Annotated in this window: 18 protein-coding genes; 2 read left to right on the top strand and 16 right to left on the bottom strand. The window is 63.1% G+C overall.

Annotated features, from left to right (window positions below; all coding sequences use genetic code 11):
• Window positions 1-26 precede the first annotated feature (26 nt).
• The 16 genes from atpG to rpmH form a co-directional block, all read right to left on the bottom strand.
• Window positions 27-890, bottom strand: a complete 864-nt coding sequence (atpG, locus tag NRG74_RS17470) for a F0F1 ATP synthase subunit gamma (protein ID WP_007160119.1) — start codon at window positions 888-890, stop codon at window positions 27-29.
• Between the two features lie 48 nt (window positions 891-938).
• Entirely contained in the window at window positions 939-2,483 is a 1,545-nt protein-coding gene (gene atpA / locus NRG74_RS17465) for a F0F1 ATP synthase subunit alpha (RefSeq protein ID WP_017641467.1), read from the bottom strand.
• A gap of 18 nt (window positions 2,484-2,501) precedes the next feature.
• Window positions 2,502-3,038 carry a F0F1 ATP synthase subunit delta gene (locus tag NRG74_RS17460; RefSeq protein WP_257704921.1) on the bottom strand — a complete coding sequence of 179 codons (537 nt, stop codon included), beginning with the start codon at window positions 3,036-3,038 and terminating at the stop codon, window positions 2,502-2,504.
• A 12-nt stretch (window positions 3,039-3,050) separates the two neighbouring features.
• Window positions 3,051-3,521 carry a F0F1 ATP synthase subunit B gene (locus NRG74_RS17455; protein WP_007160122.1) on the bottom strand — a complete coding sequence of 157 codons (471 nt, stop codon included), beginning with the start codon at window positions 3,519-3,521 and terminating at the stop codon, window positions 3,051-3,053.
• A 55-nt stretch (window positions 3,522-3,576) separates the two neighbouring features.
• Complete coding sequence (gene atpE / locus NRG74_RS17450; RefSeq protein WP_003097235.1) at window positions 3,577-3,834, bottom strand: F0F1 ATP synthase subunit C; 258 nt, start codon at window positions 3,832-3,834, stop codon at window positions 3,577-3,579.
• A gap of 139 nt (window positions 3,835-3,973) precedes the next feature.
• Complete coding sequence (gene atpB / locus NRG74_RS17445; RefSeq protein ID WP_007160124.1) at window positions 3,974-4,837, bottom strand: F0F1 ATP synthase subunit A; 864 nt, start codon at window positions 4,835-4,837, stop codon at window positions 3,974-3,976.
• Between the two features lie 16 nt (window positions 4,838-4,853).
• Window positions 4,854-5,258 carry a F0F1 ATP synthase subunit I gene (locus tag NRG74_RS17440; RefSeq protein ID WP_017641469.1) on the bottom strand — a complete coding sequence of 135 codons (405 nt, stop codon included), beginning with the start codon at window positions 5,256-5,258 and terminating at the stop codon, window positions 4,854-4,856.
• 146 nt (window positions 5,259-5,404) lie between these two features.
• Entirely contained in the window at window positions 5,405-6,277 is an 873-nt protein-coding gene (locus NRG74_RS17435; protein WP_160922141.1) for a ParB/RepB/Spo0J family partition protein, read from the bottom strand.
• A gap of 9 nt (window positions 6,278-6,286) precedes the next feature.
• On the bottom strand, window positions 6,287-7,081 hold the full coding sequence (locus tag NRG74_RS17430; RefSeq protein WP_007160127.1) for a ParA family protein: 795 nt from the start codon (window positions 7,079-7,081) through the stop codon (window positions 6,287-6,289).
• Between the two features lie 8 nt (window positions 7,082-7,089).
• A complete protein-coding gene (gene rsmG / locus NRG74_RS17425; protein WP_068384413.1) occupies window positions 7,090-7,734 on the bottom strand; it encodes a 16S rRNA (guanine(527)-N(7))-methyltransferase RsmG in 645 nt (214 codons plus the stop codon).
• On the bottom strand, window positions 7,734-9,626 hold the full coding sequence (gene mnmG, locus NRG74_RS17420; RefSeq protein ID WP_257704920.1) for a tRNA uridine-5-carboxymethylaminomethyl(34) synthesis enzyme MnmG: 1,893 nt from the start codon (window positions 9,624-9,626) through the stop codon (window positions 7,734-7,736). Before mnmG ends, rsmG begins: the two co-directional genes overlap by 1 nt.
• A gap of 444 nt (window positions 9,627-10,070) precedes the next feature.
• Window positions 10,071-11,435, bottom strand: coding sequence for a tRNA uridine-5-carboxymethylaminomethyl(34) synthesis GTPase MnmE (gene mnmE / locus NRG74_RS17415; protein WP_017641473.1), 1,365 nt, complete (start codon window positions 11,433-11,435; stop codon window positions 10,071-10,073).
• 63 nt (window positions 11,436-11,498) lie between these two features.
• Window positions 11,499-13,214 (bottom strand): membrane protein insertase YidC, encoded by a 1,716-nt coding sequence (gene yidC / locus NRG74_RS17410; protein ID WP_257704919.1) that lies wholly within the window; start codon window positions 13,212-13,214, stop codon window positions 11,499-11,501.
• 2 nt (window positions 13,215-13,216) lie between these two features.
• Complete coding sequence (gene yidD / locus NRG74_RS17405) at window positions 13,217-13,465, bottom strand: membrane protein insertion efficiency factor YidD (protein WP_081594596.1); 249 nt, start codon at window positions 13,463-13,465, stop codon at window positions 13,217-13,219.
• Window positions 13,458-13,859, bottom strand: a complete 402-nt coding sequence (gene rnpA / locus NRG74_RS17400) for a ribonuclease P protein component (protein ID WP_026083891.1) — start codon at window positions 13,857-13,859, stop codon at window positions 13,458-13,460. Before rnpA ends, yidD begins: the two co-directional genes overlap by 8 nt.
• 12 nt (window positions 13,860-13,871) lie before the next feature.
• Window positions 13,872-14,006: a 50S ribosomal protein L34 gene (gene rpmH / locus NRG74_RS17395; protein ID WP_017641476.1), complete on the bottom strand. Its 135-nt coding sequence runs from the start codon at window positions 14,004-14,006 to the stop codon at window positions 13,872-13,874.
• 526 nt (window positions 14,007-14,532) lie between these two features.
• On the opposite strand from rpmH, the gene dnaA reads away from it, so the two are divergent.
• Window positions 14,533-16,002 (top strand): chromosomal replication initiator protein DnaA, encoded by a 1,470-nt coding sequence (dnaA, locus tag NRG74_RS17390; RefSeq protein ID WP_017641477.1) that lies wholly within the window; start codon window positions 14,533-14,535, stop codon window positions 16,000-16,002.
• A 28-nt stretch (window positions 16,003-16,030) separates the two neighbouring features.
• Window positions 16,031-17,134, top strand: coding sequence for a DNA polymerase III subunit beta (gene dnaN, locus NRG74_RS17385; protein ID WP_007160136.1), 1,104 nt, complete (start codon window positions 16,031-16,033; stop codon window positions 17,132-17,134).
• The last annotated feature ends 5 nt before the right edge of the window (window positions 17,135-17,139 follow it).

The raw sequence follows: 17,139 nt of genomic DNA, 5'->3' as shown, positions 1-17,139 counted from the left end.
CGTTCCTCGAATGTTTAAGCTGTCCGTCAGACCGCGGCGGCGCCGCCGACGATTTCCGAAATTTCTTGGGTGATCGCAGCCTGGCGAGCCTTGTTGTAGACCAGCTGCAGCTCCTTGATGAGATCGCCGGCGTTGTCGGTGGCGTTCTTCATCGCGATCATCCGCGCGGCCTGTTCGCTGGCAGCGTTCTCGACCACGGCCTGGTACACCTGGGATTCCACGTAGCGCACCAGCAGACCGTCGAGCAGGGTCTTGGCGTCGGGCTCGTAGAGGTAGTCCCAATGCTTGCCTTGCAGCTCACCGCCCTCGGCCGGTACCAGGGGCACCAGCTGCTGGATGGTCGGCTTCTGGGTCATGGTGTTGACGAAGACGTTGGACACCACGTACAGACGGTCGATACGGCCGTTCAGGTAGGCATCCAGCATCACCTTGATGCTGCCGATCAGATCGCCGATCGCCGGGGCTTCGCCGAGGTGGCTGATCGCCGCGACCACGTTGCCGCCGAAGCTGCGGAAGAAGGAGGCACCCTTGGCCCCGATCACCGCCAGATCGATTTCCACACCCTTGCCGCGCTGGTCGCTCATGTCGCGGACCAGAGCCTTGAACAGGTTGGTGTTCAGACCACCGGCCAGACCCCGATCGGAGCTGACCACGATGTAACCGACGCGCTTGACCTCGCGTTCCACCATGAAGGCATGGCGGTACTCGGGGTTGGCGTTGGCCAGGTGGCCGATCACAGCGCGGATGCGCTCGGCATAAGGCTTGCTGGCAGCCATGCGGGCCTGAGCCTTACGCATCTTGCTGACCGCAACCTTTTCCATGGCGCTGGTGATCTTCTGTGTGCTTTTGATGCTCGCGATCTTGCCGCGAATCTCTTTTGCGCCTGCCATGTGACACCTATCGGGTTGGCAAACGGGGGCTGGCGCCCCCGTCGCGGCTTACCAGGTTTGCGTGGCCTTGAACTTCTCGATTCCCGCCTTGATGCCGGCGTCGATCTCGTCGTTGAAGTCGCCCTTCACGTTGATCTTGGCCATGAGGTCGGCGTGATCGCGGTTGAAGTAGGCGATCAGGGCCTGCTCGAAGCTACCGATCTTGTCCAGGGACACATCGCTCAGGAAACCACGCTCGGCGGCGTACAGGCTCAGGGACATCTCGGCGATGGACATGGGCGCGTACTGCTTCTGCTTCATCAGCTCGGTGACGCGCTGACCATGCTCGAGCTGCTTGCGGGTGGCTTCGTCCAGGTCCGAGGCGAACTGGGCGAAGGCCGCCAGTTCACGGTACTGGGCCAGCGCGGTACGGATACCGCCGGACAGCTTCTTGATGATCTTGGTCTGGGCCGCACCACCCACACGGGATACCGAGACACCGGCGTTGACCGCCGGGCGGATGCCCGAGTTGAACAGGCCGGCTTCCAGGAAGATCTGGCCGTCGGTGATGGAGATCACGTTGGTCGGAACGAAGGCGGACACGTCGCCGGCCTGGGTCTCGATGATCGGCAGCGCGGTCAGCGAGCCGGTCTTGCCGGTCACGGCGCCGTTGGTGAACTTCTCGACGTAGTCGGCGGAGACGCGGGACGCGCGCTCGAGCAGACGGCTGTGGAGATAGAACACGTCGCCGGGATAGGCTTCACGGCCCGGCGGACGACGCAGCAGCAGGGAGATCTGGCGATAGGCCACGGCCTGCTTGGACAGATCGTCATAGACGATCAGGGCGTCTTCACCGCGGTCGCGGAAGTATTCGCCCATGGTGCAACCCGAGTAGGGCGCCAGGAACTGCAGGGCAGCCGATTCGGACGCACTGGCTGCCACCACGATGGTGTTGTGCAGAGCGCCGTTCTCTTCCAGCTTGCGTACCACGTTGGCGATGGTCGACTGCTTCTGACCAATGGCGACGTAGACGCAGCGGATGCCGCTGTTCTTCTGGTTGATGATGGCATCGATCGCCATGGCGGTCTTGCCGATCTGACGGTCACCGATGATCAGCTCACGCTGACCACGACCAACCGGGATCATGGCATCGACGGCCTTGTAGCCGGTCTGCACCGGCTGGTCGACCGACTGACGCCAGATCACGCCCGGCGCGACCTTCTCGACGGCGTCGGTAGCGCTGGCATTCAGCGGACCCTTGCCATCGATGGGGTTGCCCAGGGCGTCGACGACGCGACCCAGCAGTTCCGGACCGACCGGGACTTCCAGGATGCGACCGGTGCACTTGGCGCTCATGCCTTCGGCCAGACCCAGGTAGCTACCCAGGACCACGGCGCCGACGGAGTCTTGCTCCAGGTTCAGCGCCATACCGTAGATGCCGCCCGGGAATTCGATCATTTCGCCGTACATGACGTCGGCCAGACCGAAGATCCGCACGATACCGTCAGACACGCTGACGATGGTGCCTTCGTTGCGGGCTTGCGAGGTCACGTCGAGCTTGTCGATGCGACCCTTGATGATTTCACTAATTTCGGAAGGATTGAGTTGCTGCATGCTACTGCCCCTTCAAACTCAAGGTTTCAACGCTTCGGCCAGTTGCGCGAGCTTGCCGCGAACGGAGCCATCGATTACCAAGTCGCCGGCGCGGATAACCACACCACCGATCAGGCTCGCATCCTCGGATGCATTAAGTCGCACGTGTCGACCTAGCCTTGCGCTGAGAGCCTTGGCGAGTTTGTCTTGCTGTTCTTCGCTCAGGGCGAAAGCACTGGTGACTTCCGCCTCGATGGATTTTTCCTGCTCGGCCTTGCACGCCTCGTAGATCTCGGCGATGGCCGGGAACAGGTCGATCCGGTTGTTTTCTGCCACGGTCCGAACGAAGTTCTGGGACTGTGCATCCAGCTGATCGCCACATACGTCGATGAGCAATCCGGCCTTGGCGTCCGCAGTCAACTGCGGCTGCTGAAGCAGCTGGCGCACGGTCCCATCTTGGGATACCGCGGCGAGCAGCCCGAGCGCGGCCGACCATTGGGTCAGCTGCTGCTGGGACTGTGCGAACTCGAAAGCCGCCTTGGCATAGGGCCGGGCCAGCGTGTTCAGTTCTGCCATTGGTGGCCTCGCTTAGATTTCCGCTGCCAGTCGGTCGACCAACTGGGCATGAGCATTGGCATCAACGGTCGATCCGAGGATCTTCTCGGCGCCGGCCACGGCCAGCACGCCGACGCGAGCACGCAGAGCGTCCTTCGCGGTGTTGATTTCCTGCTCGATTTCCGCCTGAGCCTGCGCCTTGATCCGGTCGCCTTCGGCACGGGCCTTGGCCTGTGCGTCCTCGACGATCTGAGCGGCACGCTTGTTGGCTTGCTCGATGATCTCGGCTGCTTGGCCCTTGGCTTCGTTCACTTTCTGGTTGGCTTGCTGCTGTGCCACTTCCAGATCACGAGCCGCGCGGTTGGCAGCGTCAAGGCCATCGGCAATCTTCTTCTCACGCTCACGCAGCGCCGAGATGATCGGCGGCCACACGTACTTCATGCAGAACAGCACGAAGATGAAGAAGGCAACGGACTGGCCTATCAGGGTTGCATTAATGTTCACGCCAACACCTCGCTCGTTCGTTGTCCATCAGTCCTGCCTACACCCGCAAGGGTGATCAGCCGGCGATCTGACCAACGAAGGGGTTAGCGAAGGTGAAGAACAGGGCGATACCAACACCGATCATGGTCACGGCGTCGAGCAGACCGGCGACGATGAACATCTTGACTTGCAGCATCGGAACCATTTCCGGCTGACGAGCGGCGCCTTCGAGGAACTTGCCACCCAGCAGACCGAAGCCAATGGCGGTACCCAGAGCGCCCAGGCCAATCAGCAGAGCAACGGCGATCGCGGTCAAACCAACTACAGTTTCCATCTTTCCTCCCGACTTTTTTAGTCGTCTTGGTTAAGGTTGAAGCGAAAAAGTTTTCCCAAGTTACCCGGCGGACGAGGTCCTCCGGGACTCACGGCAGAACCGCCCCCGGACGCCGTCAGCAGCGTCCGGAAGCCATTCCTTAGTGACTTTCTTCGTGCGCCATCGACAGGTAGACGATGGTCAGCATCATGAAGATGAAGGCCTGCAGGGTGATGATGAGGATGTGGAATACCGCCCACGCCCACTGCAGCACGATACCCAGACCGCCCAGTGCCAGACCGTTGGCGAACATGATGGCGATCAGGATGAAGATCAGCTCGCCCGCATACATGTTGCCGAACAGTCGCAGTGCCAGCGAGATCGGCTTGGCGATCAGGGTGACGAATTCGAGCAGGAAGTTGATCGGAATCAGGATGATCTGCAGCAGCGGATTCTTGCTGCTGAAGGGGTGCAGGGTCAGCTCGCCGAAGAAACCGCCGAGACCCTTCATCTTGATGCTGTAGAAGATAATCAGGCCAAACACCGACAGGGCCATGCCCAGGGTGGCGTTCGGGTCGGTGGTGGGCACCACGCGGAAGTAGGTGTGCTCGCCGAACAGCATGCCGGCCACGGACGGCAGCCAGTCCACCGGCACCAGGTCCATCAGGTTCATCAGGAAGATCCAGACGAAGATGGTCAGAGCCAGGGGCGCGATCAGGGCGTTCTTGCCATGGAAGGTGTCACGGACGCTGCCGTCGACGAATTCCACCAGCACTTCGACGAAGTTCTGCAGGCCGCCGGGCTGACCGCTGGTGGCCTTCTTGGCGATGCTGCGGAACAGCACCAGGAAGATCAGGCCGAGGGCGACCGACCAGCCGAGGGTGTCCACGTGGAAGGCCCAGAAGCCCATTTCCTTAGCTTCAGCGGGGGTGTGGGCGAAGCTCCAGCCGTTCACCGGATGCATACCATAGGTCAGGTTCTGCAGGTGGTGCTGGATGTAGCCCGAAGCGGAGTCTGCTGCCATGTGTGCCTCGAATGCCTTAAGGTCTAGTCGGTTTTTTCAGTAGCAGGGGCGCGCCGGCATTGACCATCAGCGTCAACAGATAGACGCCGAACAGTGCAGGAGCCGAAAGCGGTTTTACCCCGGCAAACGTCAGTGCAAAGAGCACTGCCGTGAGAATCAGTTTGCCCGCCTCGCCCGAGTAGAAAGAACGGACGATGTCTCGGGCGGCATGGGCGCCGCGATAGCGGAACGCCTTGAACGAAAAATACAGATTGGGCAGCCAGGCAATCAGCCCACCCAACAATCCGGAATAACCGGCGACCTTACCGACGAAGCAATACAAGACAACGGCGGCACACGACGCGACAGCCAGTTGGACGAGCAGCAGGCGAAAGGCAGGCTGATGATGGAAGGGCAGGCGTTTGGGCGTGCGGCGGTCCATCGGCTCGAAGTCCTCTGGTGTCGGCTTAATAGTTGTTTTCACTGGCATGCTTTGTGCCGACAAAAAGCGGGCAAAGTATAGGGGTGCGCCAGGGGTGGTTCAAGCCACCCCGGACAGATTGCCTTTATTGCCGGAAGGCATTTGTGTCAGCGAATGTGCGCCAGTACGCCTTGAAGTTCGTCCAAAGAGGTATAGCGGATCACCAGTTGACCCTTGCCTTTCTCGCCATGGCGGATCTGCACGTTGGCGCCCAAACGCTCGGCCAGACGCTGCTCCAGACGGCTGATGTCCGGATCCACGGCTGGTGCCTTCTCAACCGGCTCCGTTCCGCTGAGCCACTGGCGCACCAGGGCCTCGGTCTGGCGGACGGTGAGACCCCGTGCGACAACGTGCCGCGCCCCTTCGGCCTGGCGGGCCTTGGGCAGACCGAGCAGCGCCCGGGCATGGCCCATTTCCAGCTCGCCCTTGGCCAGCAGCTCCTTGGCGTCCTCGGCCAGCGCCAGCAGGCGCAGCAGATTGGTCACGCCCGAGCGCGACTTGCCGACGGCTTCGGCCACCTGGGCCTGGGTCAGCTCGAATTCGTCCTGCAACCGCTGCAGGGCCATGGCCTCTTCCAGCGGATTGAGATTCTGCCGCTGGATGTTCTCGATCAGCGCCAGGGCGATGGCCACCTGGTCGGGGACGTCGCGCACCAGGGCGGGGATGCGGTCCAGGCCGGCCTGCTGGCTGGCACGCCAGCGGCGTTCACCGGCGATGATCTCGTAACGGCCTTCGCCGATGGCACGCACCACGATGGGCTGCATCAGCCCTTGGACGCGAATGGAGTTGGCCAGCTCTTCCAGAGCGGTCGGATCCATGTGCCGGCGCGGCTGGTACTTGCCGCGCTGGATGATGTCCACCGGCAGCGATTGCAGTTCGCTGACCGGGGTGGCGGCGGCCTGCTCCTGCAGGACCTTGACGCTGGCACCGCCGAGCAGGGCGTCGAGACCGCGGCCCAGACCTCGTTTCTTCACAGCCATGGGGATTCCTTAGGCAGTCTTGGCGACGCGAGCCGCCTTGCGCTGACGTTTGACCAGCTCGCTGGCCAGCTCCAGATAGGCCGCGGCCCCCTTGGAGCTCTTGTCGTAGACCAGCGCGGGCATGCCGTAGCTGGGTGCTTCGGCCAGGCGGACGTTGCGCGGAATGATGGTTTCGTAGAGCTCGTCGCCGAAGTGCTGCTTGAGCTGGGCGGCGACGTCGTTGGCCAGGCCAATGCGCGGATCGAACATGGTGCGCAGCAGGCCTTCGATCTTGAGCTGCGGATTCAACCGCTGGGCGATGTGCTGGATGCTGCCGATCAGATCGGTCAGGCCTTCCAGGGCGAAGTATTCGCACTGCATGGGGATGATCACGCCGTCAGCGGCCACCAGCCCGTTGATGGTCAGCATGGACAGCGACGGCGGGCAGTCTATGAGCACGTAGTCGTAGTTGTCCCGCACGGGGGCCAAGGCGTCGCGTAGGCGACTCTCGCGCCCGCTCATCTCCAGCAGCTCGACTTCCGCGGCGGTGACGTCGCGGTTCGAGGGCAGCAGCTGGTAGCCGCCATGCTCGGAGAAGTGCATGGCATCGAGCAGACCGCAGGCGCCGGTGAGGACGTCCAGCACCGAATGCTCCAGGGCATGCTTGTCCACCCCACTGCCCATGGTGGCGTTACCCTGGGGATCGAGGTCGATCAGCAGCACCTTGCGCCGGTTGGTGGCGGCCAGAGAAGCGGCGAGATTGATGCACGTGGTGGTCTTGCCCACCCCGCCCTTCTGGTTGGCTATCGCGTAAACCTTGGCCATGTACCGCCTTACCCCTCTCCGTTCGTGCGGCGCAGTATCAGCAAGTGCCGCTGGCCTTGGCAACCGGGAACCGCGAGGACGTGCGCCGCCGCAACTTGGAAATCCGCTGGTAGCTTGGCCAGTTCGTCGTCGGGGTGCAGCCCCTTCATCGCCAGCCACTGTGTTTGGTTGTCGCCCAGGTGGCGCGTCCAGGTGGCGAAGTCGTCGATGGCGCTGAACGCCCGCGAGACGATGCCGGTGAAGGGCGCGGCAGGCTGGTAGGCCTCGACGCGGGCGTGGACCACGTCGAGATTGGCCAGGCCCAGTTCGATCCTGGCCTGGGTCAGGAAGCGGGTCTTCTTGCCGTTGCTGTCGAGCAAGGTGAAGCGTGATTCGGGAAAGAGGATCGCCAGGGGAATGCCCGGCATGCCGCCGCCGCTGCCGACATCCAGCCACTGCCCCGCGCCTACGTAGGGGACGATGCTGAGGCTGTCCAGCAGGTGCCGCGAGACCATCTCGTTGGGATCGCGCACCGCGGTGAGGTTGTAGGCCTTGTTCCACTTGACCAGCAGGTCCAGGTAGCCCAGCAACCGCTCTTCCACGGCGGCGGTCAGGGCCACGCCGAGGGTCTCGGCGCCCTGACGCAGTTCGTTGGCTTGGATCGCGCTGGCCATCAGGCGCTGTGCTCCAGGCTGCGACCGGCGCTGCGCTTCTTGAGGTGGATCAGCAGCAGCGAGACCGCCGCTGGCGTGACGCCGGGAATGCGCGAGGCCTGCCCCAGGGTCTCGGGACGGGCCTGGGCCAGCTTGTGCTGGATCTCCTTGGACAGTCCGGAAATGCTGGCGTAGTCGAGCTCCGCGGGCAGCGCCACGGTATCGCTGGCGCGCAGTCGCTGGATCTCGTCCTGCTGGCGATCGATGTAGCCGGCGTACTTGGTCTTGATCTCGATCTGCTCGGCGACCTGGGTCTCGGCCGGCGTCTCGCCCACCGCGGCCATCAGGCCGGCATAGTCGATCTCCGGCCGGGCCAGCAGGTTCTGCAGGTTGTATTCGTGATTGAGCGGCGTGCCGAAACGCTCGGCGACCGCCGTGCCCTGGGGCGTTCCCGGACGGATCCAGGTGGCCTTGAGACGCTGCTCTTCCAGGACGATGCCCTCGCGCTTGGCTTCGAACAGCGCCCAGCGCTGGTCGTCCACCAGGCCCAGCTCGCGGCCCTTTTCGGTCAGGCGCAGGTCGGCGTTGTCTTCGCGCAGGATCAGCCGGTATTCGGCGCGCGAGGTGAACATCCGGTAGGGCTCCTGGGTGCCCAGGGTGATGAGGTCATCCACCAGGACGCCGAGGTAGGCCTCGTCGCGGCGCGGACACCAGGCTTCACGGCCCTGAGCGCGCAGCGCGGCGTTGGCCCCGGCGAGCAGACCCTGGGCGCCGGCTTCTTCGTAACCGGTGGTGCCATTGATCTGGCCGGCGAAGAACAGGCCGGCGATGACCTTGGTTTCCAGGCTGTACTTGAGATCCCGCGGATCGAAGAAGTCGTATTCGATGGCGTAGCCGGGCCGCAGGATGTGGGCGTTCTCCATGCCACGCATGGAACGCACCACCTCGAGCTGCACATCGAAGGGCAGCGAGGTGGAGATGCCGTTGGGGTAGAGCTCGTGGGTGGTCAGGCCCTCGGGTTCGAGAAAGACCTGATGGCTGTCCTTGTCGGCGAAGCGATGGATCTTGTCTTCGATGGACGGGCAGTAGCGCGGCCCTACCCCTTCGATCACGCCCGAGTACATGGGCGAACGATCCAGGTTGGCGCGGATGATGTCGTGGGTGCGGGCGTTGGTATGGGTGATCCGGCAGCTGACCTGCGCCGGATGCTGCTCGCGATTGCCGAGAAAGGACATCACCGGCAGGGGGGTATCTCCGGGCTGCTCGGTCATCACCGAGAAATCCACCGAGCGGCCGTCGATGCGCGGTGGCGTACCGGTCTTCAGCCGCGATACCCGCAGCGGCAGTTCCCGCAGGCGCTGAGCCAGGGCGATGGCCGGCGGATCGCCCGCTCGTCCACCGCTGTGGTTCTGCAGGCCGATGTGGATAAGACCACCGAGGAAGGTCCCGGCGGTCAGCACCACGTTGTCGGCATGGAATTTCAGGCCCATCTGGGTGACCACGCCGGCGACTCGATCGCCTTCGACGATGAGGTCGTCACAGGCCTGCTGGAATATCCACAGGTTCGGCTGGTTTTCCAGCGTATGGCGGATGGCCGCCTTGTACAGCACGCGGTCGGCCTGGGCGCGAGTGGCGCGCACGGCAGGTCCCTTGCGGCTGTTGAGAATGCGGAACTGGATGCCGGCGAGGTCCGTGGCCGCGGCCATGGCGCCGCCCAGGGCATCGATCTCCTTGACCAGATGGCTCTTGCCGATGCCGCCAATGGCGGGGTTGCAGCTCATCTGGCCGAGAGTTTCCACATTATGCGTGAGCAGCAGGGTGCGCACACCCATGCGAGCGGCCGCCAGGGCCGCTTCGGTACCGGCATGGCCGCCGCCGATCACGATGACGTCGAAACGGGAAGGAAAGTCCACCACGCACCTCGTGCCTGTTGGCAGGAATTCAAAGGAAAGCCGGCAAGTATAAGGCCTGAGCGGCTCTTGCAGAAGGGGTTCTGGCCAAAAAATGACCAGCCGTCAAGAGAGACCTCCAATATAAACAATAGGGAAGAAAGTTTTAAAAGGACTGATATAGAGCTTATGTATATGCAGGCACTTCGCTGTGGATAAGGTTATCCAGCCCTCGTCAGCACTGAGCTGGGGAAAACCTGAGCCCCGTGCATGTCTTGTGCTGTGGATGGATACAAGCTCTCAGCATCCTGTGGAGCCTTTGCCTGTTTATCTACATGCGCAGTCATGGACAGCTCGTGCACCGATTTATGGGCAGACCTCAGGCAGGGTTATCAACAGGGCTCTGGAAGGGAGAGATGAGGACAGTCAAGGCCTGCCTTGCACAGGCCTGGAACGGCGGGCGGGAAATTACTTGCCGATGCAGAAGCTGGAGAAGATGCGGCCGAGCAGGTCGTCGGAGCTGAAAGCGCCGGTGATCTCGCCGAGCACCTGCTGGGCTTGGCGCAGGTCTTCGGCCAGCAGCTCGCCGGAGCCGGCCAGGGTGAGCTGACGATAGCCATGGTCCAGGGCACTGGCGGCTCTTTGCAGGGCATCCAGGTGACGCCGCCGGGCGCTGAAGCCGCCCTCGGTGGTCTGCTCGAAGCCCATGCAGGCCTTGAGGTGCTCGCGCAAGGCTTCGACACCGCCGCCATCGGTGGCGCTGAGGGCGATCTCGACCGGTTCGCTGGTGGCCAGCAGGCCGGTAACCTCGCCGGTGAGATCGGCCTTGTTGCGGATCACCGTCAGCTTGTCCAGCGGCGGCCGGGTGCTCAGCAGCTCCGGCCAGAGCGCCTGGGGATCCCGGGCTTCCGGCGCGCTGGCATCCACCACCAGCAGCACCCGATCGGCGCCGGCGATGGCGTCCAGGGCGCGCTGGACGCCAATCTGCTCGACCCGGTCGGTGGTGTCGCGCAGGCCGGCGGTATCGACCACATGCAGCGGCATGCCGTCGATGTGGATATGTTCGCGCAGGACATCCCGGGTAGTGCCGGCGATGTCGGTGACGATGGCGGCTTCGCGACCGGCCAGGGCATTGAGCAGGCTGGACTTGCCGGCATTGGGACGGCCGGCGATCACCACGGTCATGCCATCGCGCAGCAGGGCGCCGCGATTGGCTTCGCGCTGGACCTCGTGCAGCTCGGCCTGGACGCCCTCCAGCAGGCCCTGCACGCGGCCGTCGGCGAGGAAGTCGATCTCCTCCTCGGGAAAGTCGATGGCGGCCTCGACATAGATGCGCAGGCGGATCAGCTGCTCGACCAGGCTTTCCACCCGGCGCGAGAATTCGCCCTGCAGCGAGCGCAGGGCATTGCGCGCCGCCTGTTCGGTGCTGGCCTCGATGAGGTCGGCGATGGCCTCGGCCTGGGCCAGATCGAGCTTGTCGTTGAGAAAGGCGCGTTCGCTGAATTCCCCGGGGCGGGCCAGGCGTGCACCCTCTTCCAGGGTGCGGCGCAGGAGCAGATCGAGGATCACCGGACCGCCGTGGCCCTGGAGTTCCAGCACGTCTTCGCCGGTGAAGGAGTTGGGGCCGGGAAAGAACAGGGCGATGCCGGCGTCCAGCACGCTGCCGTCGGCGGCGAGGAAGTTGCCGTAGTGGGCATGCCGAGGCGGCAGCTCACGGCCGCAGATCGCCCGCGCCAGGGGGGCGGCCAGGGGACCGGAGACGCGCACGATGCCGACCCCGCCGCGCCCGGTGGCGGTGGCGATGGCGGCGATGCTGTCGGAAGGCAGGGACATGACGATCCTCCAGAAAGCACGACGCCCCAATCAAGGGGCGTCGTGTGGACAGGGTGAGCGAGGTCAGGCCTTCTTGCTGGCCGCCTCGATCTTCCGGGTAATGTACCACTGCTGCAGGATCGACAGGCAGTTGTTGACGATCCAGTACAGCACCAGACCGGCCGGGAACCACAGGAAGAAGAAGGTGAAGACGATGGGCATCATCTTCATGACCTTGGCCTGCATGGGATCCGGCGGTGCCGGGTTGAGCATCTGCTGCACCAGCATGGTGGCGCCCATGATGATCGGCAGGATGAAGAAGGGATCCTTGGCCGACAGGTCGGTGATCCAGAACATCCAGGGCGACTGGCGCATCTCGACGCTTTCCAGCAGCACCCAGTACAGCGCCAGGAATACCGGCATCTGCACCACGATGGGCAGGCAGCCACCCAGGGGATTGATCTTCTCCTTGCGGTACAGCTCCATCATCGCCTGGGACATCTTCTGGCGATCGTCGCCATGCTGCTCCTTGAGCGCCTGCAGTCGCGGACCGACGGCGCGCATGCGCGCCATGGAGCGGTAGCTGGCGGCGGACAGCGGGAAGAACAGCAGCTTGATGATGATGGTCAGGACGATGATCGACCAGCCCCAGTTACCCAGGATGCTGTGGATATGCTGCAGCAACCAGAAGATCGGCTGAGCGATGAACCACAGGAAACCGTAGTCGACGGTCAGCTCCAGACCGTGGGACAGGGTCTTGAGGTGCTCCTGGATCTTCGGACCGGCATAGAGGGTCAGCGAGGTCTCACCCTTGCCACCCGCCGGCACGCTGAACTGCGGACCGGTGAAGCCGACGATGTAGTTGCCCTGGGCGTCCTTGCGGGTGGTGATCTGGTGCTGCTCGTCCTTGTTCGGCACCCAGGCGGTGACGAAGTAGTGCTGCAGCCAGCCGACCCAACCACCCTGCACGGCTTCCTGCAGGCGATTCTTGTCCATGTCGCTCATGGACACCTTGCGATAGGGCTCGGCCGGGGTACCGACGGCGGCGCCCAGGTAGGTGGACACGCCGGTGGCGGTGGTCGCCGAAGGATCGCCGCTCTTGTCCCGCTTGAGCTGGGCGTAGAGCACGCCGTTCCAGGCGTTGGCGCTCTGGTTGTCGATCAGGTAGCTGACCTGGATCTGGTAGGCGTTCGGGTTGATGCAGGTGATCTTCTTCTGCGCCTTCTCGGCGTCCGAGCAATCGACCTTCAGGCCCCGGTGGAAGGTGAATCTCTTGGTGTAGTCGACGCCGTTGGCCTGGTACTTGAGATCCACCACCAGCTGTTGCTTGCCATCGGCAAGCACATAGCTGGACTGGGCCGAGGTGTACAGCGGACGCCCGGCGCTGTTGGCGTCGGGACCGTTGGCACCGGTCAGGCCGCTCTGGGCCAGGTAGAGACGTTCGTTGCCGTTGTCGAACAGCATGAAGGGCACGTCGGGATGATCCTGACGGCGGGGGTACTGCACCAGACCGAGCTGGACGATGTCGCCGCCGCGAGGATCGATGGCCAGATCCAGGACGTCGGTACGTACCTTGATGAGCGCAGTGCTTGCCTGAGCGGTCGAGTTGTCCACCGGCGCCGCAGCCTTGGCGTCAGCGGGAACATCGGTGGGCACGTTGGGAGTGTCACCCGGCAGGACGCTGGTCTGCGTCTTGGCCGTGGGCAGATCGGCCTGGCCGTAATCCTTGTTCCACTGGAAAACCAGGGTGTAGGACACGATCGCCAAGGCGGCAATGAGTAGCGGGCGCTTGATATCCATGTTTACTCGGCCATCGAAGAGGTCGGGGCTGGGGTCTTTGCGGGAGGAACGGGATCATATCCGCCTGAGTGCCAGGGATGGCACCGGCACAGTCGCCGTGTGGTCAGCCAGCCACCACGCAGCAGCCCGTGGCGCTCGATGGCTTCGAGGGCGTAACCGGAACAGGTCGGATAGAAACGACAGTGACTGGCCATCATGGGGCTGATGGCATAACGGTAGAAGCGAATCAGCAGCAGGGCCGGTTTACGCATGAGCACCGTCGGGACTGTCGGTTGGGTGGGCAACGGTCTTGCTCGCCTGGCGATTGAGACGTTTCCACAGTTGCAGCAGCTGATCGTGCAATTCGGGATTGTCGACTTCGCCAAGTCCCTTGCGGGCGACGAAGACCAGATCGAAGCTGCCCAGGCGGTCCTGATTCAGACGGAAGGAATCTCGGATGACCCGCTTGATGCGATTGCGCTCGACAGAAAGCTTGACGCTCTTCTTGCCGATGACCAACCCCAGACGGGAATGGTCGAGCCCATTGGCATGGGCGAGCAGCAGCAGGTGCTTGCCGGATGCCTTGTGGGTGGGAGAGTCAAAGACCGCTTGGAACTGTTGGGAGCTCAGTAAGCGCCTGTCCCGACCGAAACCCTGACTCACCACCTGACCGGGCAATCAGATCGCCAGACGCTTGCGGCCTTTGGCACGGCGACGGGCGAGAACCTGACGGCCGTTCTTGGTTGCCATACGAGCACGGAAACCGTGGACACGGGCGCGCTTCAGGGTGCTGGGTTGGAAGGTGCGTTTCATGGACTTTTACCTAGGTGAAAGCGGCAAGGCATGAGTGCCCCGCGCAAAGAGACCGGCGATTCTAGAGAAAGCCTCGATGCAGGTCAATTTCCAACCAGCACCGGCTGACAGGAGACCAGGCAAATAAAATCAACAGGTCAGAAGGTTTTAAAAGACTGTTGAAGTGAATATGTATGGTGCAGCGGATTTCTGTGGATAGATCGTGCCAGGGCAGATGGCCTCTGCGCTGAGCGGGAACGGAAAGTCTGTTTTCAACAGGTGCAATTCGGGTGCTCTGCCTGCTGAGAGGCTGTGGATAAGCAGACCTGTTACGCACAGCACGATTATCCACAACAAAAAGCCCCGGGATGTCCAGAGAGGTCAGACGGCGTTATCCACAGAGTTGACGGTCATGGGTCTGCTCCTGATGGCCGTAACGGCTATCTACCGGGAAACTGCGTGGCCATGTGGATAACCTGGGTGGGGAGGGATACAATGGGCGTTTGCTCATGGCCCGTCCGGGCCGCTCCAGTTCTTGGGAGACGCTGTGTCGGTCGAACTCTGGCAACGTTGCGTGGATGTGCTGCGCGACGAGCTGCCTTCGCAACAATTCAATACCTGGATCCGGCCACTGCAGGTGGAAGCGGAAGGGGATGAGCTGCGGGTGTTCGCGCCCAACCGCTTCGTGCTCGACTGGGTCAACGAGAAGTACCTGAGCCGTATCCTCGAATTGCTCGAGGAACATGCCGACGACGGCATCGCGCCGGTGCTTTCCCTGCTGATCGGCAGCAAGCGCAGCAACAAGCCGCGCCCGGCCCAGACGCCCAGCAGCCAGAGCAGTCCGCTGCCACCCCCGGTGCAGGCGCCGCAACCGATCCAGTCGGATATCGTCACCGCGGGCGTCGCCCTGGAAGACGTGACCGCGGAACTGGCCGAGGCCGACGAGCCGGCGGTCAAGACCGAGCGTACCGTGCAGGTGGAGGGTGCGCTCAAGCACACCAGCTATCTGAACCGGACCTTCACCTTCGAGAACTTCGTCGAGGGCAAGTCCAACCAGCTGGCCCGCGCCGCGGCCTGGCAGGTGGCGGACAATCCCAAGCACGGCTACAACCCGCTCTTCCTTTATGGGGGCGTGGGTCTGGGTAAGACCCACCTGATGCACGCGGTGGGCAACCACCTGCTCAAGCGCAATCCGAACGCCAAGATCGTCTATCTGCATTCGGAGCGCTTCGTCGCCGACATGGTCAAGGCGCTGCAGCTCAACGCCATCAACGAATTCAAGCGTTTCTACCGTTCGGTGGATGCGCTGCTGATCGACGACATCCAGTTCTTCGCCCGCAAGGAGCGTTCGCAGGAAGAGTTTTTCCACACCTTCAACGCCCTGCTCGAAGGTGGACAACAGGTGATCCTCACCAGCGACCGCTATCCCAAGGAGATCGACGGCCTGGAAGAGCGGCTCAAATCGCGCTTCGGCTGGGGTCTCACCGTGGCCGTGGAGCCGCCGGAGCTGGAGACGCGGGTGGCGATCCTGATGAAGAAGGCCGACCAGGCCAAGGTCGACCTGCCCCACGACGCCGCCTTCTTCATCGCCCAGCGCATCCGCTCCAACGTGCGGGAGCTGGAAGGCGCGCTCAAGCGGGTGATCGCCCATGCCCACTTCATGGGCCGGGACATCACCATCGAGCTGATCCGCGAATCGCTCAAGGATCTGCTGGCGCTGCAGGACAAGCTGGTCAGCATCGACAACATCCAGCGCACCGCGGCCGAGTACTACAAGATCAAGATCGCCGATCTGCTGTCCAAACGCCGCTCGCGTTCGGTCGCCCGGCCGCGGCAGGTCGCCATGGCGCTGTCCAAGGAGCTGACCAACCACAGCCTGCCGGAAATCGGCGACGCCTTTGGCGGACGCGATCACACGACGGTGTTGCATGCCTGTCGCAAGATCGCCGAACTTCGGGAATCCGACGCGGATATTCGCGAGGATTACAAGAACCTGCTGCGTACCCTGACCACTTGACGGACGCGGCCCTGGCAAGGACCTGACCATGCATTTCACCATTCAACGCGAAGCCCTGTTGAAACCGCTGCAGCTGGTGGCCGGTGTCGTGGAACGTCGGCAAACGCTGCCGGTGCTGTCCAACGTACTCCTGGTCGTGGAAGGCCAGCGACTGTCGCTGACCGGTACCGACCTGGAAGTCGAGCTGGTTGGCCGGGTCGATCTGGAAGAAGCCGCCGAAGCCGGCGAGATCACCGTGCCGGCGCGCAAGCTGATGGACATCTGCAAGAGCCTGCAGCCCGATGCGCTGATCGACATCCGCACCGAGGAACAGAAGCTGCTGATCCGTGCCGGACGCAGCCGTTTCACCCTGTCCACCCTGCCGGCCAACGACTTCCCCACCGTGGAAGAAGGTCCGGGCTCGCTGAAATTCAGCATTCCCCAGGGCCGCCTGCGCCGCCTGATCGAGCGCACCGGCTTCGCCATGGCCCAGCAGGACGTGCGCTACTACCTCAACGGCATGCTGCTGGAAGCCAGCACCGGCCGCCTGCGTGCCGTGGCCACCGACGGTCACCGCCTGGCCATGTGCATGTTGGAGGCCGATGTCGACCAGGCCGAGAAGCACCAGGTCATCGTGCCGCGCAAGGGCATCCTGGAGCTGTCGCGCCTGCTCACCGAACCGGAAGAGCCGGTCAACGTGGTCCTGGGTCAGCACCATATCCGCGCCACCACGGGCGACTTCACCTTTACCTCCAAACTGGTGGACGGCAAGTTCCCCGATTACGAGCGCGTCCTGCCACGGCATGGCGACAAGCTGGTACTGGGCGAGCGTCAGCACCTGCGCGAGGCCTTCAGCCGCACCGCCATTCTCTCCAACGAGAAATACCGGGGTATCCGTCTGCAGCTGGAAAACGGCTTCATGAAGATCCAGGCCAACAACCCGGAGCAGGAAGAAGCCGAGGAAGAACTGCAGGTCGACTATGACGGCGGCAGCCTGGAGATCGGTTTCAACGTCAGCTACCTGCTCGACGTGCTGGGCGTGATGACCACCGACCAGGTGCGCATCACCCTGTCCGATTCCAGCAGCAGTGCGCTGTTGCAGGAGGCGGGCAACGACGATTCCTCCTATGTCGTGATGCCGATGCGCCTCTGATCGCC

This window comes from Pseudomonas oryzihabitans, from assembly GCF_024652905.1.
GTDB classification, from domain to species: domain Bacteria; phylum Pseudomonadota; class Gammaproteobacteria; order Pseudomonadales; family Pseudomonadaceae; genus Chryseomonas; species Chryseomonas benzopyrenica.
The sequence above is the reverse complement of the archived record's forward strand: the minus strand, read 5'-3'. Positions and strand labels throughout refer to the sequence as shown.